Annotated in this window: 17 protein-coding genes; 11 read left to right on the top strand and 6 right to left on the bottom strand. The window is 69.1% G+C overall.

Translation table 11 applies throughout. The features are described 5' to 3' along the window. The first annotated feature begins 40 nt into the window (after nucleotides 1-40). Together PBN85_RS13540 and PBN85_RS13535 are read left to right on the top strand one after the other, a co-directional pair. Nucleotides 41-991, top strand: a complete 951-nt coding sequence (locus PBN85_RS13540) for a polysaccharide deacetylase (protein WP_037534230.1) — start codon at nucleotides 41-43, stop codon at nucleotides 989-991. Continuing rightward, on the top strand, nucleotides 988-1,869 hold the full coding sequence (locus tag PBN85_RS13535) for a GNAT family N-acetyltransferase (RefSeq protein ID WP_081793039.1): 882 nt from the start codon (nucleotides 988-990) through the stop codon (nucleotides 1,867-1,869). The genes PBN85_RS13540 and PBN85_RS13535 overlap by 4 nt, the downstream gene beginning before the upstream one ends. A gap of 128 nt (nucleotides 1,870-1,997) precedes the next feature. Here the strand turns inward: PBN85_RS13535 and PBN85_RS13530 are convergent, their stop codons facing one another. Beyond that, the gene (locus PBN85_RS13530) at nucleotides 1,998-2,168 is read right to left on the bottom strand and encodes a hypothetical protein (protein WP_271299327.1); all 171 of its coding nucleotides are present in this window, start codon (nucleotides 2,166-2,168) and stop codon (nucleotides 1,998-2,000) included. 154 nt (nucleotides 2,169-2,322) lie between these two features. Here PBN85_RS13530 and recO point away from each other — a divergent pair, with 154 nt between their 5' ends. Genes recO through PBN85_RS13515 form a run of 3 tightly spaced genes read left to right on the top strand, consistent with a single transcriptional unit; the run spans nucleotide 2,323 to nucleotide 5,233 of the window. After that, the gene (gene recO, locus PBN85_RS13525) at nucleotides 2,323-3,054 is read left to right on the top strand and encodes a DNA repair protein RecO (protein ID WP_271299326.1); all 732 of its coding nucleotides are present in this window, start codon (nucleotides 2,323-2,325) and stop codon (nucleotides 3,052-3,054) included. Nucleotides 3,055-3,081: 27 nt separating this feature from the next. Further along, nucleotides 3,082-4,125, top strand: coding sequence for a 3-isopropylmalate dehydrogenase (gene leuB, locus PBN85_RS13520; protein ID WP_037534228.1), 1,044 nt, complete (start codon nucleotides 3,082-3,084; stop codon nucleotides 4,123-4,125). 10 nt (nucleotides 4,126-4,135) lie between these two features. Further along, nucleotides 4,136-5,233: a glycosyltransferase family 2 protein gene (locus PBN85_RS13515; protein ID WP_271299325.1), complete on the top strand. Its 1,098-nt coding sequence runs from the start codon at nucleotides 4,136-4,138 to the stop codon at nucleotides 5,231-5,233. Nucleotides 5,234-5,258: 25 nt separating this feature from the next. Here the strand turns inward: PBN85_RS13515 and PBN85_RS13510 are convergent, their stop codons facing one another. Continuing rightward, a complete protein-coding gene (locus PBN85_RS13510; RefSeq protein ID WP_271299324.1) occupies nucleotides 5,259-6,491 on the bottom strand; it encodes a phospholipid carrier-dependent glycosyltransferase in 1,233 nt (410 codons plus the stop codon). Between the two features lie 466 nt (nucleotides 6,492-6,957). Here PBN85_RS13510 and PBN85_RS13505 point away from each other — a divergent pair, with 466 nt between their 5' ends. The 4 genes from PBN85_RS13505 to PBN85_RS13490 are packed head-to-tail and all read left to right on the top strand — an operon-like array spanning nucleotide 6,958 to nucleotide 9,855. Beyond that, a complete protein-coding gene (locus tag PBN85_RS13505) occupies nucleotides 6,958-8,163 on the top strand; it encodes a trans-sulfuration enzyme family protein (RefSeq protein WP_271299323.1) in 1,206 nt (401 codons plus the stop codon). Further along, nucleotides 8,160-8,558 (top strand): Co2+/Mg2+ efflux protein ApaG, encoded by a 399-nt coding sequence (gene apaG, locus PBN85_RS13500; protein ID WP_037534223.1) that lies wholly within the window; start codon nucleotides 8,160-8,162, stop codon nucleotides 8,556-8,558. The genes PBN85_RS13505 and apaG overlap by 4 nt, the downstream gene beginning before the upstream one ends. Then, nucleotides 8,555-9,343 carry a LysR family transcriptional regulator gene (locus tag PBN85_RS13495; RefSeq protein ID WP_037534221.1) on the top strand — a complete coding sequence of 263 codons (789 nt, stop codon included), beginning with the start codon at nucleotides 8,555-8,557 and terminating at the stop codon, nucleotides 9,341-9,343. The genes apaG and PBN85_RS13495 overlap by 4 nt, the downstream gene beginning before the upstream one ends. Beyond that, the gene (locus tag PBN85_RS13490; RefSeq protein WP_271299322.1) at nucleotides 9,340-9,855 is read left to right on the top strand and encodes a GNAT family N-acetyltransferase; all 516 of its coding nucleotides are present in this window, start codon (nucleotides 9,340-9,342) and stop codon (nucleotides 9,853-9,855) included. The genes PBN85_RS13495 and PBN85_RS13490 overlap by 4 nt, the downstream gene beginning before the upstream one ends. Here PBN85_RS13490 and PBN85_RS13485 read toward each other — a convergent pair. Together PBN85_RS13485 and PBN85_RS13480 are read right to left on the bottom strand one after the other, a co-directional pair. After that, nucleotides 9,852-11,174 (bottom strand): serine hydrolase, encoded by a 1,323-nt coding sequence (locus tag PBN85_RS13485; RefSeq protein ID WP_271299321.1) that lies wholly within the window; start codon nucleotides 11,172-11,174, stop codon nucleotides 9,852-9,854. The two genes, PBN85_RS13490 and PBN85_RS13485, sit on opposite strands and share 4 nt — an antisense overlap. Then, entirely contained in the window at nucleotides 11,132-11,986 is an 855-nt protein-coding gene (locus tag PBN85_RS13480; protein WP_037534216.1) for an ABC transporter permease, read from the bottom strand. The genes PBN85_RS13485 and PBN85_RS13480 overlap by 43 nt, the downstream gene beginning before the upstream one ends. A gap of 63 nt (nucleotides 11,987-12,049) precedes the next feature. Here PBN85_RS13480 and PBN85_RS13475 point away from each other — a divergent pair, with 63 nt between their 5' ends. Next, the gene (locus PBN85_RS13475; RefSeq protein ID WP_271299320.1) at nucleotides 12,050-12,763 is read left to right on the top strand and encodes a GcrA family cell cycle regulator; all 714 of its coding nucleotides are present in this window, start codon (nucleotides 12,050-12,052) and stop codon (nucleotides 12,761-12,763) included. A 68-nt stretch (nucleotides 12,764-12,831) separates the two neighbouring features. Here PBN85_RS13475 and PBN85_RS13470 read toward each other — a convergent pair whose 3' ends face one another. Continuing rightward, nucleotides 12,832-13,671, bottom strand: coding sequence for an outer membrane protein (locus tag PBN85_RS13470; protein WP_037534213.1), 840 nt, complete (start codon nucleotides 13,669-13,671; stop codon nucleotides 12,832-12,834). Nucleotides 13,672-13,870: 199 nt separating this feature from the next. Between PBN85_RS13470 and parE the strand changes: the two genes are divergently transcribed. Then, the gene (gene parE, locus PBN85_RS13465) at nucleotides 13,871-15,853 is read left to right on the top strand and encodes a DNA topoisomerase IV subunit B (RefSeq protein WP_037534211.1); all 1,983 of its coding nucleotides are present in this window, start codon (nucleotides 13,871-13,873) and stop codon (nucleotides 15,851-15,853) included. Nucleotides 15,854-15,862: 9 nt separating this feature from the next. On the opposite strand, the gene PBN85_RS13460 is transcribed toward parE, so the two are convergent. Further along, nucleotides 15,863-16,036: a hypothetical protein gene (locus PBN85_RS13460; protein ID WP_153810799.1), complete on the bottom strand. Its 174-nt coding sequence runs from the start codon at nucleotides 16,034-16,036 to the stop codon at nucleotides 15,863-15,865. Nucleotides 16,037-16,158: the final 122 nt, after the last annotated feature.

Below are 16,158 nucleotides of genomic sequence, written 5' to 3'. Positions count from 1 at the left end.
AAGCCTACCAATAGTTCATCTTCCTGCCGTAAGGCGGGGTATGACGACGCGCGTCTTCCTGACCATCGACACCGAATTCGCCTGGCGGCACCATGCCGCCGGGCTGGATGTCGAGACGATCTATGCGCGCTCGATCGAGCCGGCCGGCGTCGGCCTCGGCTATCAGCTCGAACGGCTCGCCGCGCACGGGCTGAAGGCCTGTTTCTTCGTCGATCCGATGCCGGCGCTGGTCTTCGGCCTCGCTCCGGTCAAACGGATGGTCGAGACGATCCTCGCCGCCGGGCAGGAGGTGCAGCTTCACCTCCATCCGAACTGGACCGCGGCGCGGGTCGGCGATCGCGGCGCGCATCACGGCCGCTTCCAATTGTACGAATATGGCCGAGACGCGCAGCGCGACCTGCTCCGCGGCGCGGTGGAACTGCTCGTCGCGGCGGGGGCGCCGCTGCCGATCGCCTTCCGCGCGGGCGGCTACGCGGCGAATGAGGATACACTGCGCGCACTCGCCGATCTGGGCTTCGTCTATGACAGCAGCCATAACGGCGGCGAACCCGAGGAGAGCCGTATCGCGCTGCCGCCGGCGCAGATCGCGCCGGTCGCGCATCATCTGGTCGAGGTGCCGGTGACGGTGATCGAGGATGCGCCGGGGCTGTGGCGGACCTTTCAATTGTGCGCCCTGTCCGGGGCGGAGACCGCCGCCGCGCTCGATCATGCCGTGGCGGAGGATCATGCCGCGGTGACGATCGTCAGCCACGGCTTCGAACTCGCCAACCGGCTGGGCACGCGCGCCAACGGCGTTCATGTCCGTCGGTTCGATACGCTGTGCCGGCTGCTTGCGTTGCGCACCGAGGCGCTGCCGACGACGCATTTCGCCGACCGTCCGACGCTCGCGCTCGATCGCGACGACCGCCCGCTCGGCGCCAATGCGCTACGCCGGCGGCTGCGGCAGGCGGAGCAGCTCTGGTCGAACTGGGTGGGGGAACGCGCCGGATGAGCCGGATCGCGCTGAGGTTCCAGATCGGCGCGCGCACGATCCTCACCGTCCACCGCAGCCTGACCCGCCTCGCGCTGTCGCTCGACGCGGCGCTCGCGGGCGCGGTGCCGTCGCTTCCGCCGCAGGAAGGCGAGGGTTACCTCATCACCTCGCTTCCCGCCGCGCTGATCGACCGGATCGATCGCAGCGGCCGGGTGGCGCTGGTGCGGCAGCGCTACACGCGCTTCTACACCGATCTCACCATCGGCCATGACGCCTGGCTCGCTTCCTTGTCGGGGTCGACGCGCGCGACGCTCCGCCGCAAGGTTCGCAAGGCCGAGGCGGCGGGGATGACGATCCGCGCCTACCGGACTGCCGCAGACTTCGCGGCCTTCCACCCGCTAGCCCGCGCCGTCTCGGCGACCACCTATCAGGAGCGGCTGCTCGACGCCGGCCTGCCCGACGATCCGGCAGCGGTTGCGCACCTTGCCGCCTGTGCCGCGGCAGACGGGCTGCGCGCATGGCTGATGCGGATCGACGACGCACCGGTCGCCTATCTCTGCTGCACCGCACAGGGCAGCGCGCTGCGCTACGATCATGTCGGCCACGATCCGGCCTATGGCGATCTCTCGCCCGGCACCGTGCTGCACGCCGCGGCGTTGCGCGACCTGTTCGGCGACCGCTTCGCCCGCTTCGACTTCACCGAGGGCGAGGGCCAGCACAAACGCCAGTTCGCCACCGGCGGCATCGCCTGCGTCGACCTGCTGCTGCTGCGCCCGACCCTGTCGAATCGCGCGCTGGCGCTGGCGCTGGCGACGTTCGACGGGATGATCGCGCGGGCGAAGCGCGCCGCCGTTGATCCGCGCATCGCCGCTCTGGCCAGAAGAGTGCGACGGTAGACGCCGAGCAACCGCGGGTTTTCTGACCATCATGACGGATATCCGATATCGCTGAACCGATAGAAACGGCGTTCCGAGGGTCGAATCGCTTTCCGCCCGGCAAGGTCTCGTCCGGGTTACACCCCAGGCTAGCCGAGTCTGGCCCGACGGCGTCCGCGCCAGATGGCGTAGCTGACCCATATGGTGCATGCAGCGGTGACGAAGGTCATGCCGGCGCCGGGGATGATTTGCGCTACGATGAACGACGCTCCGGCGATGACGAACGCGACGGCGACATAGACCCATATTGGCATCATCATCCGACTCCTGATCCGCTGGGTAAGAATAGGCCGGCGCGCGGAAGCCGTCCATATTCGACGGACCGCAGGGGCGGTGCCCTGGCATTCTCAGGCCGGCACCGCAGGCGAAGGAACACGCCCTGACTCTTGGCCCTCCGCAGCCTATATCCTCCAAATGCACCTGCGCGCCGAAGCCATCGTCCTCGCGACCCGTGCGCATGGCGAGCATGGCGCGGTGGTGCGGGCACTGACCCGCGGTGATGGCGTCCAGCCGGGCTATGTCCGCGGCGGCCGGTCGCGGCAGCTGCGGCCGGTGCTCCAGCCCGCCAACGCCATCGCCGGCGAATGGCGCGCCCGTACCGGCGAACAGCTCGCCGCGCTCACCGTCGAGCCGCTGCACAGTCGCGCCGCGCTGCACGGCGAGCCGCTCCCCGCCGCGGCGCTCGCCTGGCTGACCGCGCTGACCGCTGCCGCCTTGCCCGAGGCGCAGCCCTATCCGCGGCTCTACGACGCCTTGGGCGCGGTGCTCGATGCGGTGGAGGCGGCGCCTGCGGCGCGCGGCTGGGCGAGCGCGCTGGCGCGCTACGAGCTGCTGCTGCTCGCCGAGCTCGGCTTCGGCCTCGATCTCAGCGCCTGCGTCGTCACCGGCGGCGGCGACGATCTCGCCTTTGTCAGCCCGCGCAGCGGGGGTGCGGTCAGCCGCGGCGCGGCGTTCGGCTATGAGGAGCGGCTGTTCGCGCTGCCCGCTTTTCTGACCGAGGGCGGTGCGGCCGACTGGACGGATATCCTCGCCGGACTCGCGATCACCGGCCATTTCCTCGCCCGCGACCTGCTGGTCGAGCGGCGGGCCGATCCGCTCGTCGCGCGCGAACGGCTGGTCGCGATGCTCAAAAGGGCCGTTGCGTAAGTAGCGGCGGCACGGCTAGGCAGCGCCATGGCATTGATCGCACTCCTGCCCGGCGACGGCATCGGCCCCGAAGTCATCACAGAGGCGCGCCGCGTGCTCGACGCGCTCGACCTCGACCTCCGCTACGAGGAGGCGCCGGTCGGCGGCGTCGCCTATCATCAGGCCGGCCACCCGCTGCCCGAGGCGACGCTCGATCTCGCACGCCGCGCCGACGCCTTGCTGTTCGGCGCAGTCGGCGATCCGCGCTGCGACTCGCTGGAGCGCGCGCTGCGCCCCGAACAGGCGATCCTCGGCCTGCGCAAGCATCTCGGCCTGTTCTCCAACCTGCGCCCGGCGACGCTGTTCGCCGGGCTGGAGGACGCCTCGGCGCTCAAGCCCGAGGTGGCGCGGGCGATCGATCTCGTTATCGTCCGTGAGCTCAACGGCGACGTCTATTTCGGCGACAAGGGCCGCCGCACCACCGCCGACGGCCAGCGCGAAGGCTATGATATCATGAGCTACAGCGAGGCGGAGGTGCGCCGCATCGCCCGCGTCGGCTTCGCGACGGCGCGCAAGCGGCGCGGCCGGCTCTGCTCGGTCGACAAGGCGAACGTGCTCGAAACCTCGCAATTGTGGCGCGACGTGGTGGTCGAGGTCGCGGCCGATTATTCCGACGTCACGCTCACCCATATGTACGTCGACAATGCGGCGATGCAGCTGGTGCGCGATCCGGGTCAGTTCGACGTCATCGTCACCGGCAATCTGTTCGGCGACATCCTGTCCGATCAGGCGTCGATGTGCGTCGGGTCGATCGGCATGCTGCCGTCGGCGAGCCTCGATGACGCGGGCAAGGGGCTGTACGAGCCGATCCACGGCTCCGCCCCGGACATCGCCGGCCAGGGCAAGGCCAATCCGTGCGCGGCGATCCTCTCTGCTGCGATGATGCTGCGCCATTCGCTGGGGCAGGCCGCGCCGGCCGACCGGATCGAGGCGGCGGTGGCGCAGGCGATCCGCGGCGGCGCGCGCACCGCCGATCTCGGCGGGACGATGTCGACCTCCGCGATGGGGGATGCGGTGCTCGCCGGTCTGTGATCGCGCCCGCGTGAGCGCCCCGCTCGAGATCGCCGTCGTCATCCCGACGTTCAACGAGCGCGCCAACGTGCCGCTGCTGGTCGCGCGGCTTGACCAGGCGCTCGCCGGCCGCGGCTGGGAGGCGATCTTCGTCGACGACGACAGCCCGGACGGCACCGCCGAGGCTGCCCGCGAGATCGGCCGCGTCGATCCCCGCGTGCGGGTGATCCACCGCATCGGCCGGCGTGGCCTGTCCTCGGCTTGTATCGAGGGGATGTGCGCCACCGCCGCGCCCGTCGTCGCGGTGATCGACGGCGACCTTCAGCATGACGAGAGGCTGCTGCCGCAGATGCTCGACCGGCTCCAGCAGGATGCCGAGCTCGACCTCGTCGTCGGCTCGCGCTTCGTCGACGGTGGCGGCACCGGCGACTGGGATCGCGACCGCGTCGCCAAATCGGCCCTCGCCACTCGCCTGTCGCGGCGCGTGCTCAAGGGCGACCTCAGCGATCCGATGAGCGGCTTCTTCGCGATCCGCACCCAGCAGGCGCGGCGGCTCGCCCCCGAATTGTCGGCGATCGGCTTCAAGATCCTGCTCGACCTGATGACCGCGGCGCCCGAGCCGCTGCGCTTCGCCGAACTGCCCTATACCTTCCGCTGCCGCAGCGAGGGCGAGTCGAAGCTCGATCACGTCGTCGCGATGGAATATCTGATCGCGCTCTACGACCGGATGTTCGGCCGCTTCGTGCCGGTGCGGTTCGCGATGTTCTCCGGCATCGGCGTGCTCGGCGTCGGCGTGCATATGAGCGTGCTCGCCGCGGCGATGCTCGCCGGCGCGCATTTCCTGTTCGCGCAGATCCTCGGCGCGCTGGCGGCGATGACGTTCAACTTCTTCCTCAACAACGCGCTCACCTATCGCGACCGGCGGCTGCGCGGCGCGAGGGCGCTGGTCGACGGCTGGGTGTCCTTCTGCGTCGTCTGCTCGGTCGGCGTCGTCGCCAATGTCGGCGTCGCCGCCTTCGTCCACGACGTGCACAACGAGGGCGCGGCGGCCTCCGCGCTGCTCGGCATCCTCGTCGGCGCGGTGTGGAATTACGCTTTGTCGTCGAAGTTCGTCTGGGGGCGGTATTAGGATCCGCGCTGGTGCGCGAACCGGGTCAGATCCAGCTCTTGAGCCACATCCAGCCGTGGAACGACTGCGGCCCGCGCAGCGCCGCGGCGGAGAGGATGGGATAGAAGTGGATGAACAGCACCGCGCTCGCTGCCAGGAACGCCTCGTCCCAATAGCGCAGCCGGTCGCGCCAGTGATCGAAGGCGGCGGCGATCACCAGCGCCAGCCAGATGCTCGACAGATAGTAATAATAATAGAAGCCGAGCGATTTGGGGATCAGCGCCCACATCGCGACGCTGGCGATCCACAGCAAGGCGATGCCGCCGGCGCGCGCGTCGCGGCCGCGTGCCCAGGCGATCAGGCAGGCGATCACCGCGACCAGCCCGCCCCACATCACCACCGGATTGCCGAGCATCAGGATGCCGCGCTGCGCGCCGTCGGCGGCCTCGTAGAGATACCAGACCGGGCGCCAGTCGAACGGCCAGGTCCACCAGTTCGACTGATAGGTATGCGGCGGCAGCACCTGCGTCTGCTGATGGTACATGTCGATCTGGAAGGGCAGCAGCCGCGCCAGCGTCAGCGGCTGGTCGGCGTAGAGGAAGGCGGGCCAGAAGGTCGCGAAATAGGTCGCCGCCGCGACGCCGCCGAGCAGCGCCAGCCCGGCGAGCGTCGGCAGCCCCGGCCACAGATCCGGATGACGGCGGCGGACGAGCAGGAAGGCGGCGCCCGCCATGCCGAGATAGGGCAGCGCCGTCCATTTGGTGCCGATCGCCAGGCCGAGCAGCACCGTGCCGCCCAGCCACCGCCGCCAGACCGCGCCGCCCTCGCTCCGCATCGCCCACAGCAGCATCGCCAGCCCGCCGACGACGAAGGCCGCCATGAAGCCGTCGAGCATCGCGATCCGCGCCTGGATGAAGACGGTGAAGTTGAGCAGCGCCAGCACCGCGCCGATATTGGCGGTGCGCACCCGTCGGAAGATCTGCCACAGCATCGCATGCACGCCGACCACCACCCCGGTCGCCGCCACCGTCGACAGCGCCCGCCAGCCGAGCGGCCCGTCGCCGAAGATCAGCATGCCGAGCGCGATCAGCGTCTTGCCCAGCAAGGGATGTTCGATGTTCACCGGACCGGCGAGATCGCGCAGCATCCGCGCCGCCGGCACGTAATGCACCTCGTCGAACACCAGCATATGCGGCGTCGTCAGCCGCCAGCAGAACAGCAGTTCGGCGACGAGCCCGATCGTCAGCGCGGCGGGGAGGGGGCGGGACAGCAGACGCACGCGACCTTGTCTCCGCCGCCCGCACGATTGGCAAGAGGGGGCAAACGGCGCTGGGGCATCGCCGGACCCATCGCGCCGCCGGATCGCATTCCTTCTCCTAATCGGCAGCGAGTCTCGGTTCCCGACGCAATCCCCGCGCCTCCGTTTGTATCCTCGCCGGGCGAATGTACGGTTGAACGAGGATGGGTCGGGCGAAGTCGCGGAGAAGCGGGTTTGCGGAGGCGCGGAGGACATAGCGGGACGGCGCGAATTGCGAACGGTCGCTGGGGAGGGATGCGCAGGGGGGGGCAAATGCCTCGCCGCCCGACACCAAGGATTTCCCTCCCGCGGATCGGTAAGAGCCGGGAGGGACCCGGTCGGCACGAGACCGAAACGCGGCGGATCGGGCATCGCGCCAGCGCCCGCGCGTCCTGCCGGAACGTGCGGACCCTTGCACCGTCCGCGCTGCAGCGGCTAAGCGCGTCGCATGAAGCGCAAGGCAGGACAGGACCGTTCGATCACCGCCAACTGGCGTCCGGCGACGCTCGCCGTGCGTGGCGGAACCGCGCGCAGCGAATATGGCGAGACCAGCGAGGCGCTGTTCCTGACCTCGGGCTATACCTACGACAAGGCCGCCGATGCCGCGGCGCGCTTCGCCGGCGAGCAGGAGGGGATGACCTATTCCCGGCTGCAAAACCCGACGGTCGAGATGCTCGAACAGCGGATCGCGCTGCTCGAAGGGGCCGAGGCGTGCCGGACGATGGCGACCGGCATGGCGGCGATGACCGCGGCGCTGCTCTGCCAGTTGCAGGCGGGCGACCATCTCGTCGGCGGCCGTGCCGCCTTCGGTTCGTGCCGCTGGCTCACCGATACGCTGCTGCCCAAGTTCGGCATCGCCACCACCGTCGTCGATGCGCGCGATCCGCAGGCGTTCCTCGACGCGGTGCGGCCGGAGACCAAGGTCTTCTTCTTCGAGACGCCCGCCAATCCGACGATGGACGTCGTCGATCTGCGCGCGGTCTGCGGCATCGCGCGCGAGCGCGGCATCACCACCGTCGTCGACAATGCCTTCGCCACCCCGGCGTTGCAGCGGCCGATGGAGTTCGGCGCCGACGTCACCGCCTATTCGGCGACCAAGATGATGGACGGGCAGGGCCGCGTGCTCGCCGGCGCGGTGTGCGGCAGCCAGGACTTCATCGACAACACGCTGCTGCCCTTCACCCGCAACACCGGCCCGACGCTGTCGCCGTTCAACGCCTGGGTGGTGCTCAAGGGGCTTGAGACGCTCGACCTGCGGATCCGCCGTCAGTCGGAGAGCGCGGTCGCCGTCGGCCGCTTCCTCGAAGCCCGCGTGCCGCGGATCCTGCATCCGGGGCTCGCCAGCCATCCGCAGCACGATCTCGCGATGCGCCAGATGAGCGCGGCCGGCCCGATCTTCGCCTTCGAGGTCGCCGATCGCGCGCAGGCGCATGGCCTGCTCGACGCGCTCGCGCTGATCGATATCTCGAACAACATCGGCGATTCGCGTTCGCTGATGACGCATCCCGCCTCGACCACCCATTCAGGCGTCGCCGAGGACAAGCGGATCGAGATGGGGATCGGCGAGGGCATGTTGCGGCTCAACGTCGGGCTCGAGGATCCGCAGGACCTGATCGACGATCTCGATCAGGCGCTCTGCCAGGTCGGACTGTGAAGCAATTTTTCCCGCATGCCGCGACCACCGATGGGGTGACCGTGCGCGTCGCGGTGAGCTATCTGCCCGAACAGTCGGAGCCGCGGCGGGGCCGCTGGTTCTGGGCCTATCATATCCGCATCGAGAACGACACGGCGCGCGCCGTGCAGCTGCTCACCCGCCATTGGGTGATCATCGACGGACGCGGCGCGCGCCATTCGGTGGAGGGCGAAGGCGTCGTCGGTGAACAGCCGCTGATCGCACCGGGCGCGAGCTTCGACTATGTCTCGGGCTGCCCGTTGCAGACGCCGAGCGGCGCGATGCAGGGCAGCTATCGCATGATCGACGAGGACGGCGCCTTCTTCGACGCGACGATCCCGAAATTCGCGCTCTTCGCCTCGGCGGTCGAATCGTGAAGCGGACGCACCTGCCGCTCAACGGGCTGCGCGTGCTCGATGCCGCCGCGCGCCACCTCAGCTTCACCCGCGCCGCCGACGAACTGGCGGTGACGCCCGCCGCGGTCGGCCAGCAGATCCGCGCGCTCGAAGATACGCTCGGCGTCGTGCTGTTCCGCCGCACGACGCGAGGACTGGAGCTGACATCGGAGGCAGAGGCGGGGCTCGGCGCGCTGCGGGGGGGCTTCCTCCAGTTCGAGGAAGCGGTGCGGGCGATGCAGGCGGGCCAGTCGTCCAAGTCGCTGACCATCGCCGCGCCGCGCGACCTGACCGAGAAATGGCTGATGCCGCGCCTCGCCGAGGTCGCGCAGGCGGACGGCGAGCTGCGCTTCGTGCTGATCGCCGCCGACGATGCGGTCGATTTCACCGAGGCGAATCTCGATCTCGCGATCCGCTGGGGCGAAGGGCCGGGCGAGCATGAGGGCGAGGCGCTCGAATCGGAGGGGATGGTGACGATTGCCGCCCCCGGCGCGAGCGATGCGGTCATCGCCTGGCCCGGCGCGCCCAATGGCGAGGGTCATGCGCTGGTCCGTGTCGCCGATGCCGGTCTCGCGATCGACGCGGCGGTGGCCGGACTCGGTCGCGCCACCGTCTCCGAACTGCTCGCCGCGCGGGCGATCGCTGGCGGTCAGGTGTCGGTGATCGGTGATCCGCAGCCGTCGCGCTTCGGCTATTGGCTGGTCGCGCCGTTGCCGCAATGGCGGCAGGCGAAGGTGCGGGCGCTGGTCGACGCGCTGACCGGGTGAGCGATACGCCGACGCTGGCGACGCCACGGCTGACGCTGCGGTGCCTCGCGCCGGACGATGCCGCGGCGCTGTTCCCGGCGATGGCCGACCCGGCGGTGATGCGCTGGTGGTCGCGCGGGCCGTTCGTCGACGAGGCCGAGCTGCGCCGCTATTTCGCCGATCGTGCCGCCGGAACCCGGTATTGGGCGGTGATGGATACACCTGGCGTGATCGGCTTCGTCTTCGCGGCGGAACGCCGGCCGGGGGTGAGCGAGATCGGCTATCTCATCGGCCCGGCGCATTGGGGCCGCGGCGTCGCGCGCGAAGCGGTGTCGGCGGTGATAACCCATCTGTTCGCCAGCGGCACGCGGCGGATCTTCGCCGACGTCGATCCCGACGCGCAGGCGTCGGCGCGGCTGCTCGAACGGCTGGGCTTCGTCTGCGAAGGCCGGTTACGCGAGGAGTGGCAGACGCATATCGGCGTCCGTGACACGTTGCTCTACGCCTTGCTCGCCCGCGAGTGGCGCGGTTAGTCTTTCGGTCCCTCGTCTGCCACCAGCGCCGCGGCTCGTGTCACCAGCGCGAGCAGGCGTGGTTCGTCGATTCCTTCGGCGTGGTGCCAGCCGGCGCTGAGCGCATACCAGCGGTCGCCGCGCGTATGGAGCAGCAGGTTGAGCGTGACGACTCCCGGTTCGGCGCCGCCCTTGAAGCCGACATAGGCGAAGCGCGCCGCGGTCGCCGGGTCGATCCCCGGATTGACCGCGAGGATCGCGCGCACCACCGGCCCGGCGTCCCGCAGCGAGGCGAGCAGCCGCGCCATGTCGCGCGGCGCGGCGAACCATTCGACCGACTCGCTCGCCACCGCGCCGGACGAGAACATCAGCGGATCGAGTCGCGCCGCCGCGATCCGCGATGCCTCCGCGTCGAGCAGCGCGCGTCGTCCGGCGGCGTCGCTGGCGGTCCAGCGCTTGGTCAGGGCCGCGTCGGCTTTGATCGCGAAGGCTTCGCGCGTTGTCGGCACCGGAGTCGCGCCACCGAATCTGGCGGCGATCGCATCGATCCCGTCGTGGCCGAGCACGCGCATCAGCGTGTCGGTCGCGGTATTATCGCTGATGGAGATCATCAGCGTCGCCAGCGTCTGCAGCGTCACCGGCGTCTTCGCGGGCCAGCTTTGGAGCATGCCGGAGGGAAGCGAGGGCGGACCGACCGGCACCACCTCGTCCCAGCGATGCCGCCCCGCCGCGACCTGCCGCGCCGCCTCGGCCAGCACCCACAATTTGAACGCCGAGCCGAGCGGCATCGGCCGGTCGTCATCGCGCGCGATCGCCGGCGCGGTGGTCGCGTCGAGTGGGTAGAGGCCGAACGACACGCCGGCGGGCAGCGCTGCGAGATCGGCGCGCAGCTTGGCGAGACTGTCGCCGGTGAGCGTCGTGCCGGTGATCCGCAAGCCGGCGATGCGATGGGGCACGGCAGGGTCGAGCGCGACCAGCATCGTCGCGCTGCCACGGGCGTAATCGATCACCCAGGTCGCCGCCCAGCGCCCGGCGGGCGCGATCCGCGCCACCCGCTGCGGCGCACCGAGCGTCGTGCGCAGCTGCGCGGTGATCGCCGTCCATTGCGCCTCCGGCACCGCCGCCCGGAACGAGTCGGTGAACAGCGCCGCATAACCGGGCTGGCCGGCGAGCACCGGTAGCAGCGCCGCCGCCTGCGTCGTCATCGCCGGATCGGCGGTCGCGGTCGCGGCCGGTGCCTGCGCCGCTGCGGCTGCGGACAGCATCGGCGAAACCGCCGCTGCCGCCGCGAACAGGATCAGTTTTTGAGCTTCCAGCCGCGCTTGAGCAAGAGATAGCATGTCACCCCCAAAGCGATATCGACCGCTAGTACCGCGATGCTGCCGATCGCCACCGGAGAATCGGCGGTGCCGAGGAAGCCGTAGCGGAAGCCGGAAATGATGTAGAAGAAGGGATTGGCGTGGCTGAACGCGCGGAAGGCGGGCGCCAGCCGGTCGACCGAATAGAAGGTGCCCGAGAGCAGCGACAATGGCGCGATGACGAAATTGGTCACCGCCGCGGCATGATCGAATTTCTCCGCCCAGATCGAGGTCAGCACGCCGAGGAAGGCGAGGAATCCCGCGCCGAGCAGCCCGAACCACAGGATCGCGAGCGGATGCGCGGGGGTGACGTGGACGCCCGGGTAGAGCGCCATTGCGCACCAGCAGATGAAGCCGACGATGAACGCACGCGTCATCGCTCCGCCGACCAGCGCGGTGAGCAGTTCCGCGGTCGACAGCGGCGGCTGGAGGTAATCGACGATCGTCCCCTGGATCTTGCCGACGAGCAGCGAGAAGCTGGCGTTGGCGAAGGCGGGGCCCATCATCCCCTGGCTGATGATCAGCCCGGGCGCGATGAAATCGGCGAACGGCACGGTGACGCCGCCGACCAGCACCGGCCGCTTGGCGCCGGTCGCGATGGTGAAGACGATGAGAAACAGCAAAGTGGTGATCGCCGGCGCCCACACGGTCTGGAGCTGGACCTTGAAGAAGCGGCGCACCTCCTTCACATAGAGGGTTCTCAGACCGCCCCAATTGACGTTCCGGATGACCGGGACACCGGGGGCGGACCGGATCGCCGATTGGATTTCGCCGATTGGGGGCTGGCTGCTCATGGGCCAAGCGGGTAACCGCAGCCGCAGCCGCCCGCAACCCGGCGCAGGAATAAGGAAGTACGAATGTCGTGGACCGACGAGCGGATCGATGCGCTCAAGACGATGTGGGAGGCGGGGCAGACCGCCAGCCAGATCGCCGAGGCGCTGGGCGGCGTCAGCCGCAACGCCGTGATCGGCAAGGCGCACCGGCTGGGGCTGCAATCGCGGCCGTCGCCGGTCAAGCCCAACGAGGCCGCGCCGCTCGATGTCCCGGCCGAGGCCGAGCCCGAGATCGTCGCAGCGCCGGTCGCCGCCCCGGCCAGCCCGGCGCCCGCGCCGGCACCCGAACCGGTCGCCGCTGCGCCCGCCATGGCGGCAGAGGACGATACGGTCGAGGACGAGGCGGACGAGGATGAGGACGAGGATGTCGCCGCCGCGCCGGTGCGTCGCGAACCGCAGCAGCCGGTGCTGCGCTCGGTCGGCCCGGGCGGCTTCGTCCGTCAGTCGCCCGGCGAGCAGCAGCCGCCCTCCACCCCGGCGCCGCCGCGTCGGCTTGTCCCGGCCAAGCCCTCGCCCGAGATCGCCGGCAAGACGACCTTGCTCGATCTCAACGACCGGATCTGCAAATGGCCGCTCGGCCATCCCGGTGAGCCCGACTTCCACTTTTGCGGCGACAAGGTGAACCCCGGTTTCCCCTATTGCGTCGCGCATTGCGGCCACGCCTATCAGGCGCAGCTGCCCCGCCGCGACCGCCGCCCGCCGCCGCCGCTGCCGTTCGGCGGCCCGCGGGTCCGCTGAGCCAGCGTCGCATCCGAACAACCCGCGCCGAGCGATCGGCGCGGGTTGTTCGTGCCTGTCCGCTCCGCTTAGAAGCGGAAGGCGGCGGTGGCGCGCAGCGAATGCCAGCGGAACATCGTGTCCGACCGGCGGAAGTCGGTGGAATTGCCACCCGCGGCGATGATGAACGGATTGGTCGCGGGCGCGCTGCCTTGCGTCACGCGGACGCGGGCGTCGTCGTCGCGATATTGATGGTAGCTATATTCCATCCCGATCGAGAAATGCTCGCCGAGCTTCTGCTCGACGCCGCCCCCGCCGACGATGCCGAACTGCTTGCGTTTGCCGAACTGGCTGAACGCATTGGCGGTGTTGGTCGAGGTGAAGCTGCGATCGATATTGGCATAGCCCGGACCGAAGGTGCCGTAGAACAGCGTCGTGCCGGGAGCATAGCCGATCCGTCCGCGGACGCTCGCCTCCCACTTGACCTCACGCGTCATCACGTAATTGGCGGGCGTGGTCGAGAAGCCGCTGACGCTGTCGGTGATCTCGGTCTTGCCGAATTCGCCGAGCGCGCCGACGACGACGTTGCCGATCTGCGAATCGAAGCCGACGCGACCGTAATAGGACCAGCCGTCGCGATCGTTGGCACAGCCGCCCGCCTGCGGCGTCGCGCCGCGCGCGCGTCCGTTACAGAAGCCGGGCGAGAAGGCGTTGGCGCCCGCCGCCGTCGTCACCGTATCGCCGAAGCTGCCGTTCGATCCGCGATCGAACAGGATCGACGATCCGACATCGTTGGGCTGAACGTCATAGCCGCCGGCGCCGCCGATATAAAGGCCGGAGAAGGGCAGCGGCTCGCCGCCGTCTTGTGCCTGCGCGGCAGTGGCAAAGGATGCGGCGACGATTGCGCCGAGTAACAGGGTCTTGCGCATATTCTCTCCCGGAGTGTTGCAGCGTCGCAGGAACGAGTCAGTGCGGCGGGATATGCATGGTCAGAAGGATTCACCTATAGTGTTGCAAATATGCACCACCTGAGCAATAATCGAGCAACATGTGGGTGTGGCGGCGGAACCGAACGAAGGTCGGCGGGCGGCTGGCGTTGGGCGCTCTGTTCCCGTATGGTTCCCGGTAATGGCCAAAGACCTTTTCGCGTCCGCCGCGGCGCCCGACAGTTCGTATGACGCCTCTTCGATCGAAGTGCTGGAGGGGCTGGAGCCCGTTCGTCGCCGCCCCGGCATGTATGTCGGCGGCACCGACGAGCGCGCGCTGCATCATCTCGCCGCCGAGGTGCTCGACAATGCGATGGACGAGGCGGTCGCCGGCCATGCGACGCGGATCGAGGTGACGCTGGAGCCGGGCAACCGGCTGACGATCGTCGACAACGGCCGCGGCATCCCGGTCGATCCGCATCCCAAATTCCCCGACAAGAGCGCGCTCGAGGTCATCCTGTCGACGCTCCATTCGGGCGGCAAGTTCGCGGGCAAGGCCTATGCGACCAGCGGCGGTCTGCACGGCGTCGGCGTCTCGGTGGTCAACGCGCTGTCGTCGGACACGATCGTCGAGGTCGCGCGCGACCGGCAGCTCTATCGCCAGCGGTTCAGCCGCGGCGTGACGCAGGGGCCGCTCGACCATGTCGGCGCGGCGCCCAACCGGCGCGGCACCTCGGTCGCCTTCACCCCCGATACCGAAATCTTCGGCCCCGATCTCGGCTTCAAGCCCAAGCGGCTCTATCAGCTCGCCCGGTCCAAGGCCTATCTGTTCGCCGGGGTCGAGATCCGCTGGCATTGCGCGCCCGAACTGGTCGAGGGGACCGACACGCCTGCCGAGGCGGTGTTCCAGTTTCCCGGCGGTCTCGGCGATCATCTCAAGGAGCAGCTCGGCACGCGCGAATGCGCGACCTCCGATTTCTTCGCCGGCAGCCAGGACTTCCCCAACGAACAGGGGCGGGTCGAATGGGCGGTCGCCTGGCCGCTGTGGAGCGACGGCAGCTATAGCTGGTATTGCAACACCATCCCGACGCCGGACGGCGGCACCCACGAACAGGGGCTGCGGCAGGCGCTGGTGCGCGGGCTGCGCGCGTTCGGCGAGCTCGTCCACCAGAAGAAGGCGAAGGAAATCACCGCCGACGACGTGATGATCGGCAGCGAGCTGATGCTCAGCGTCTTCATCCGCGATCCGCAATTCCAGAGCCAGACCAAGGACCGGCTGACCAGTCCGGAGGCGGCGGGACTGGTCGAGAAGGCGGTGCGCGATCATTTCGACCATTGGCTCGGCCATAATATGGAGCGCGGCAAGGCGCTGCTCGGCTATGTGCTCGACCGGATGGACGAACGGCTGCGCCGCAAGGCGGAGCGCGAGGTCAAGCGCAAGACCGCGACCAGCGCGCGCAAGCTGCGCCTGCCCGGCAAGCTCACCGACTGCGCCAGCGACGGCAACGAGGGCACCGAGCTGTTCATCGTCGAAGGCGATTCGGCGGGCGGCTCGGCGAAACAGGCGCGCGACCGCAAGACGCAGGCGATCCTGCCGATCCGCGGCAAGATCCTCAACGTCGCCAGCGCGACCAGCGCCAAGATCATCGCCAATCAGGAGATCGCCGACCTGATCCAGGCGCTCGGCTGCGGTACGCGCAAGGATTGCGACGCGAGCCAGCTGCGCTACGAACGCGTCGTCATCATGACCGACGCCGATGTCGACGGCGCGCATATCGCGACGCTGCTGATGACCTTCTTCTTCCAGGAAATGCCCGACCTCGTTCGCCGCGGGCATCTCTATCTGGCGCAGCCGCCGCTCTACCGGCTCACCGTCGGCGCGAAGTCGCTTTACGCCCGCGACGATGCGCATCGCGAGGAGATCGAGCGGACCGCCTTCAAGGGCAAGAAGGTCGAGGTCGCGCGTTTCAAGGGTCTCGGCGAAATGAACCCGTCGCAGCTGCGCGAGACGACGATGGACCCCAAGACGCGCGGCATGATCCGCATCACGCTGCCGCAGGAATATGAGGAGCGGGCCGGGGTGAAGGATCTGGTCGACCGGTTGATGGGCAACAATCCCGCCCACCGCTTCGCCTTCATCCAGGAGAATGCGGCGCGGCTCGACGAGGAAGCGATCGACGCCTGATCGGCAGGATCAGGCGCGGGCGGCGGCCAGCGAGGCGAGCGCGTTCTGCGGGGCACCGCGCAGGTGGATGGTCACGTCGTCTTCGTCGACGACGAACCCGATATCCTCAAGCGCGAGCTTGAGATGGATGCGGGTGAGGTGATCATTTTCCCGCAACGCAAAGACGGTGTCGGCTTCGGTCATCGCGGTCCAACTCCACCCCGACGGCGCCGTTCCTCCGGTTAACTATCAAATTGGTTCGATTCGTCGCGTTGGCCGGCATTCCTGCTCTGCATCAGGACGATCGTCTCCCCGACCGCTGCGGG

Origin of the sequence: Sphingomonas sp. CV7422, from assembly GCF_027945725.1 — a bacterium.
Classification (GTDB): domain Bacteria; phylum Pseudomonadota; class Alphaproteobacteria; order Sphingomonadales; family Sphingomonadaceae; genus Sphingomonas; species Sphingomonas kyungheensis.
The sequence above is the reverse complement of the archived record's forward strand: the minus strand, read 5'-3'. Positions and strand labels throughout refer to the sequence as shown.

What these genes read in the sequence shown, in the direction of transcription:
- PBN85_RS13540 (WP_037534230.1), top strand. Translation starts at nt 41, where the DNA reads ATGACGACGCGCGTCTTCCTGACCATCGACACCGAATTCGCCTGGCGG.
- PBN85_RS13535 (WP_081793039.1), top strand. Translation starts at nt 988, where the DNA reads ATGAGCCGGATCGCGCTGAGGTTCCAGATCGGCGCGCGCACGATCCTC.
- PBN85_RS13530 (WP_271299327.1), bottom strand. Translation starts at nt 2,168, where the DNA reads ATGATGATGCCAATATGGGTCTATGTCGCCGTCGCGTTCGTCATCGCC.
- recO (WP_271299326.1), top strand. Translation starts at nt 2,323, where the DNA reads ATGCACCTGCGCGCCGAAGCCATCGTCCTCGCGACCCGTGCGCATGGC.
- leuB (WP_037534228.1), top strand. Translation starts at nt 3,082, where the DNA reads ATGGCATTGATCGCACTCCTGCCCGGCGACGGCATCGGCCCCGAAGTC.
- PBN85_RS13505 (WP_271299323.1), top strand. Translation starts at nt 6,958, where the DNA reads ATGAAGCGCAAGGCAGGACAGGACCGTTCGATCACCGCCAACTGGCGT.
- PBN85_RS13485 (WP_271299321.1), bottom strand. Translation starts at nt 11,174, where the DNA reads ATGCTATCTCTTGCTCAAGCGCGGCTGGAAGCTCAAAAACTGATCCTG.
- PBN85_RS13480 (WP_037534216.1), bottom strand. Translation starts at nt 11,986, where the DNA reads ATGAGCAGCCAGCCCCCAATCGGCGAAATCCAATCGGCGATCCGGTCC.
- PBN85_RS13475 (WP_271299320.1), top strand. Translation starts at nt 12,050, where the DNA reads ATGTCGTGGACCGACGAGCGGATCGATGCGCTCAAGACGATGTGGGAG.
- PBN85_RS13470 (WP_037534213.1), bottom strand. Translation starts at nt 13,671, where the DNA reads ATGCGCAAGACCCTGTTACTCGGCGCAATCGTCGCCGCATCCTTTGCC.
- parE (WP_037534211.1), top strand. Translation starts at nt 13,871, where the DNA reads ATGGCCAAAGACCTTTTCGCGTCCGCCGCGGCGCCCGACAGTTCGTAT.
- PBN85_RS13460 (WP_153810799.1), bottom strand. Translation starts at nt 16,036, where the DNA reads ATGACCGAAGCCGACACCGTCTTTGCGTTGCGGGAAAATGATCACCTC.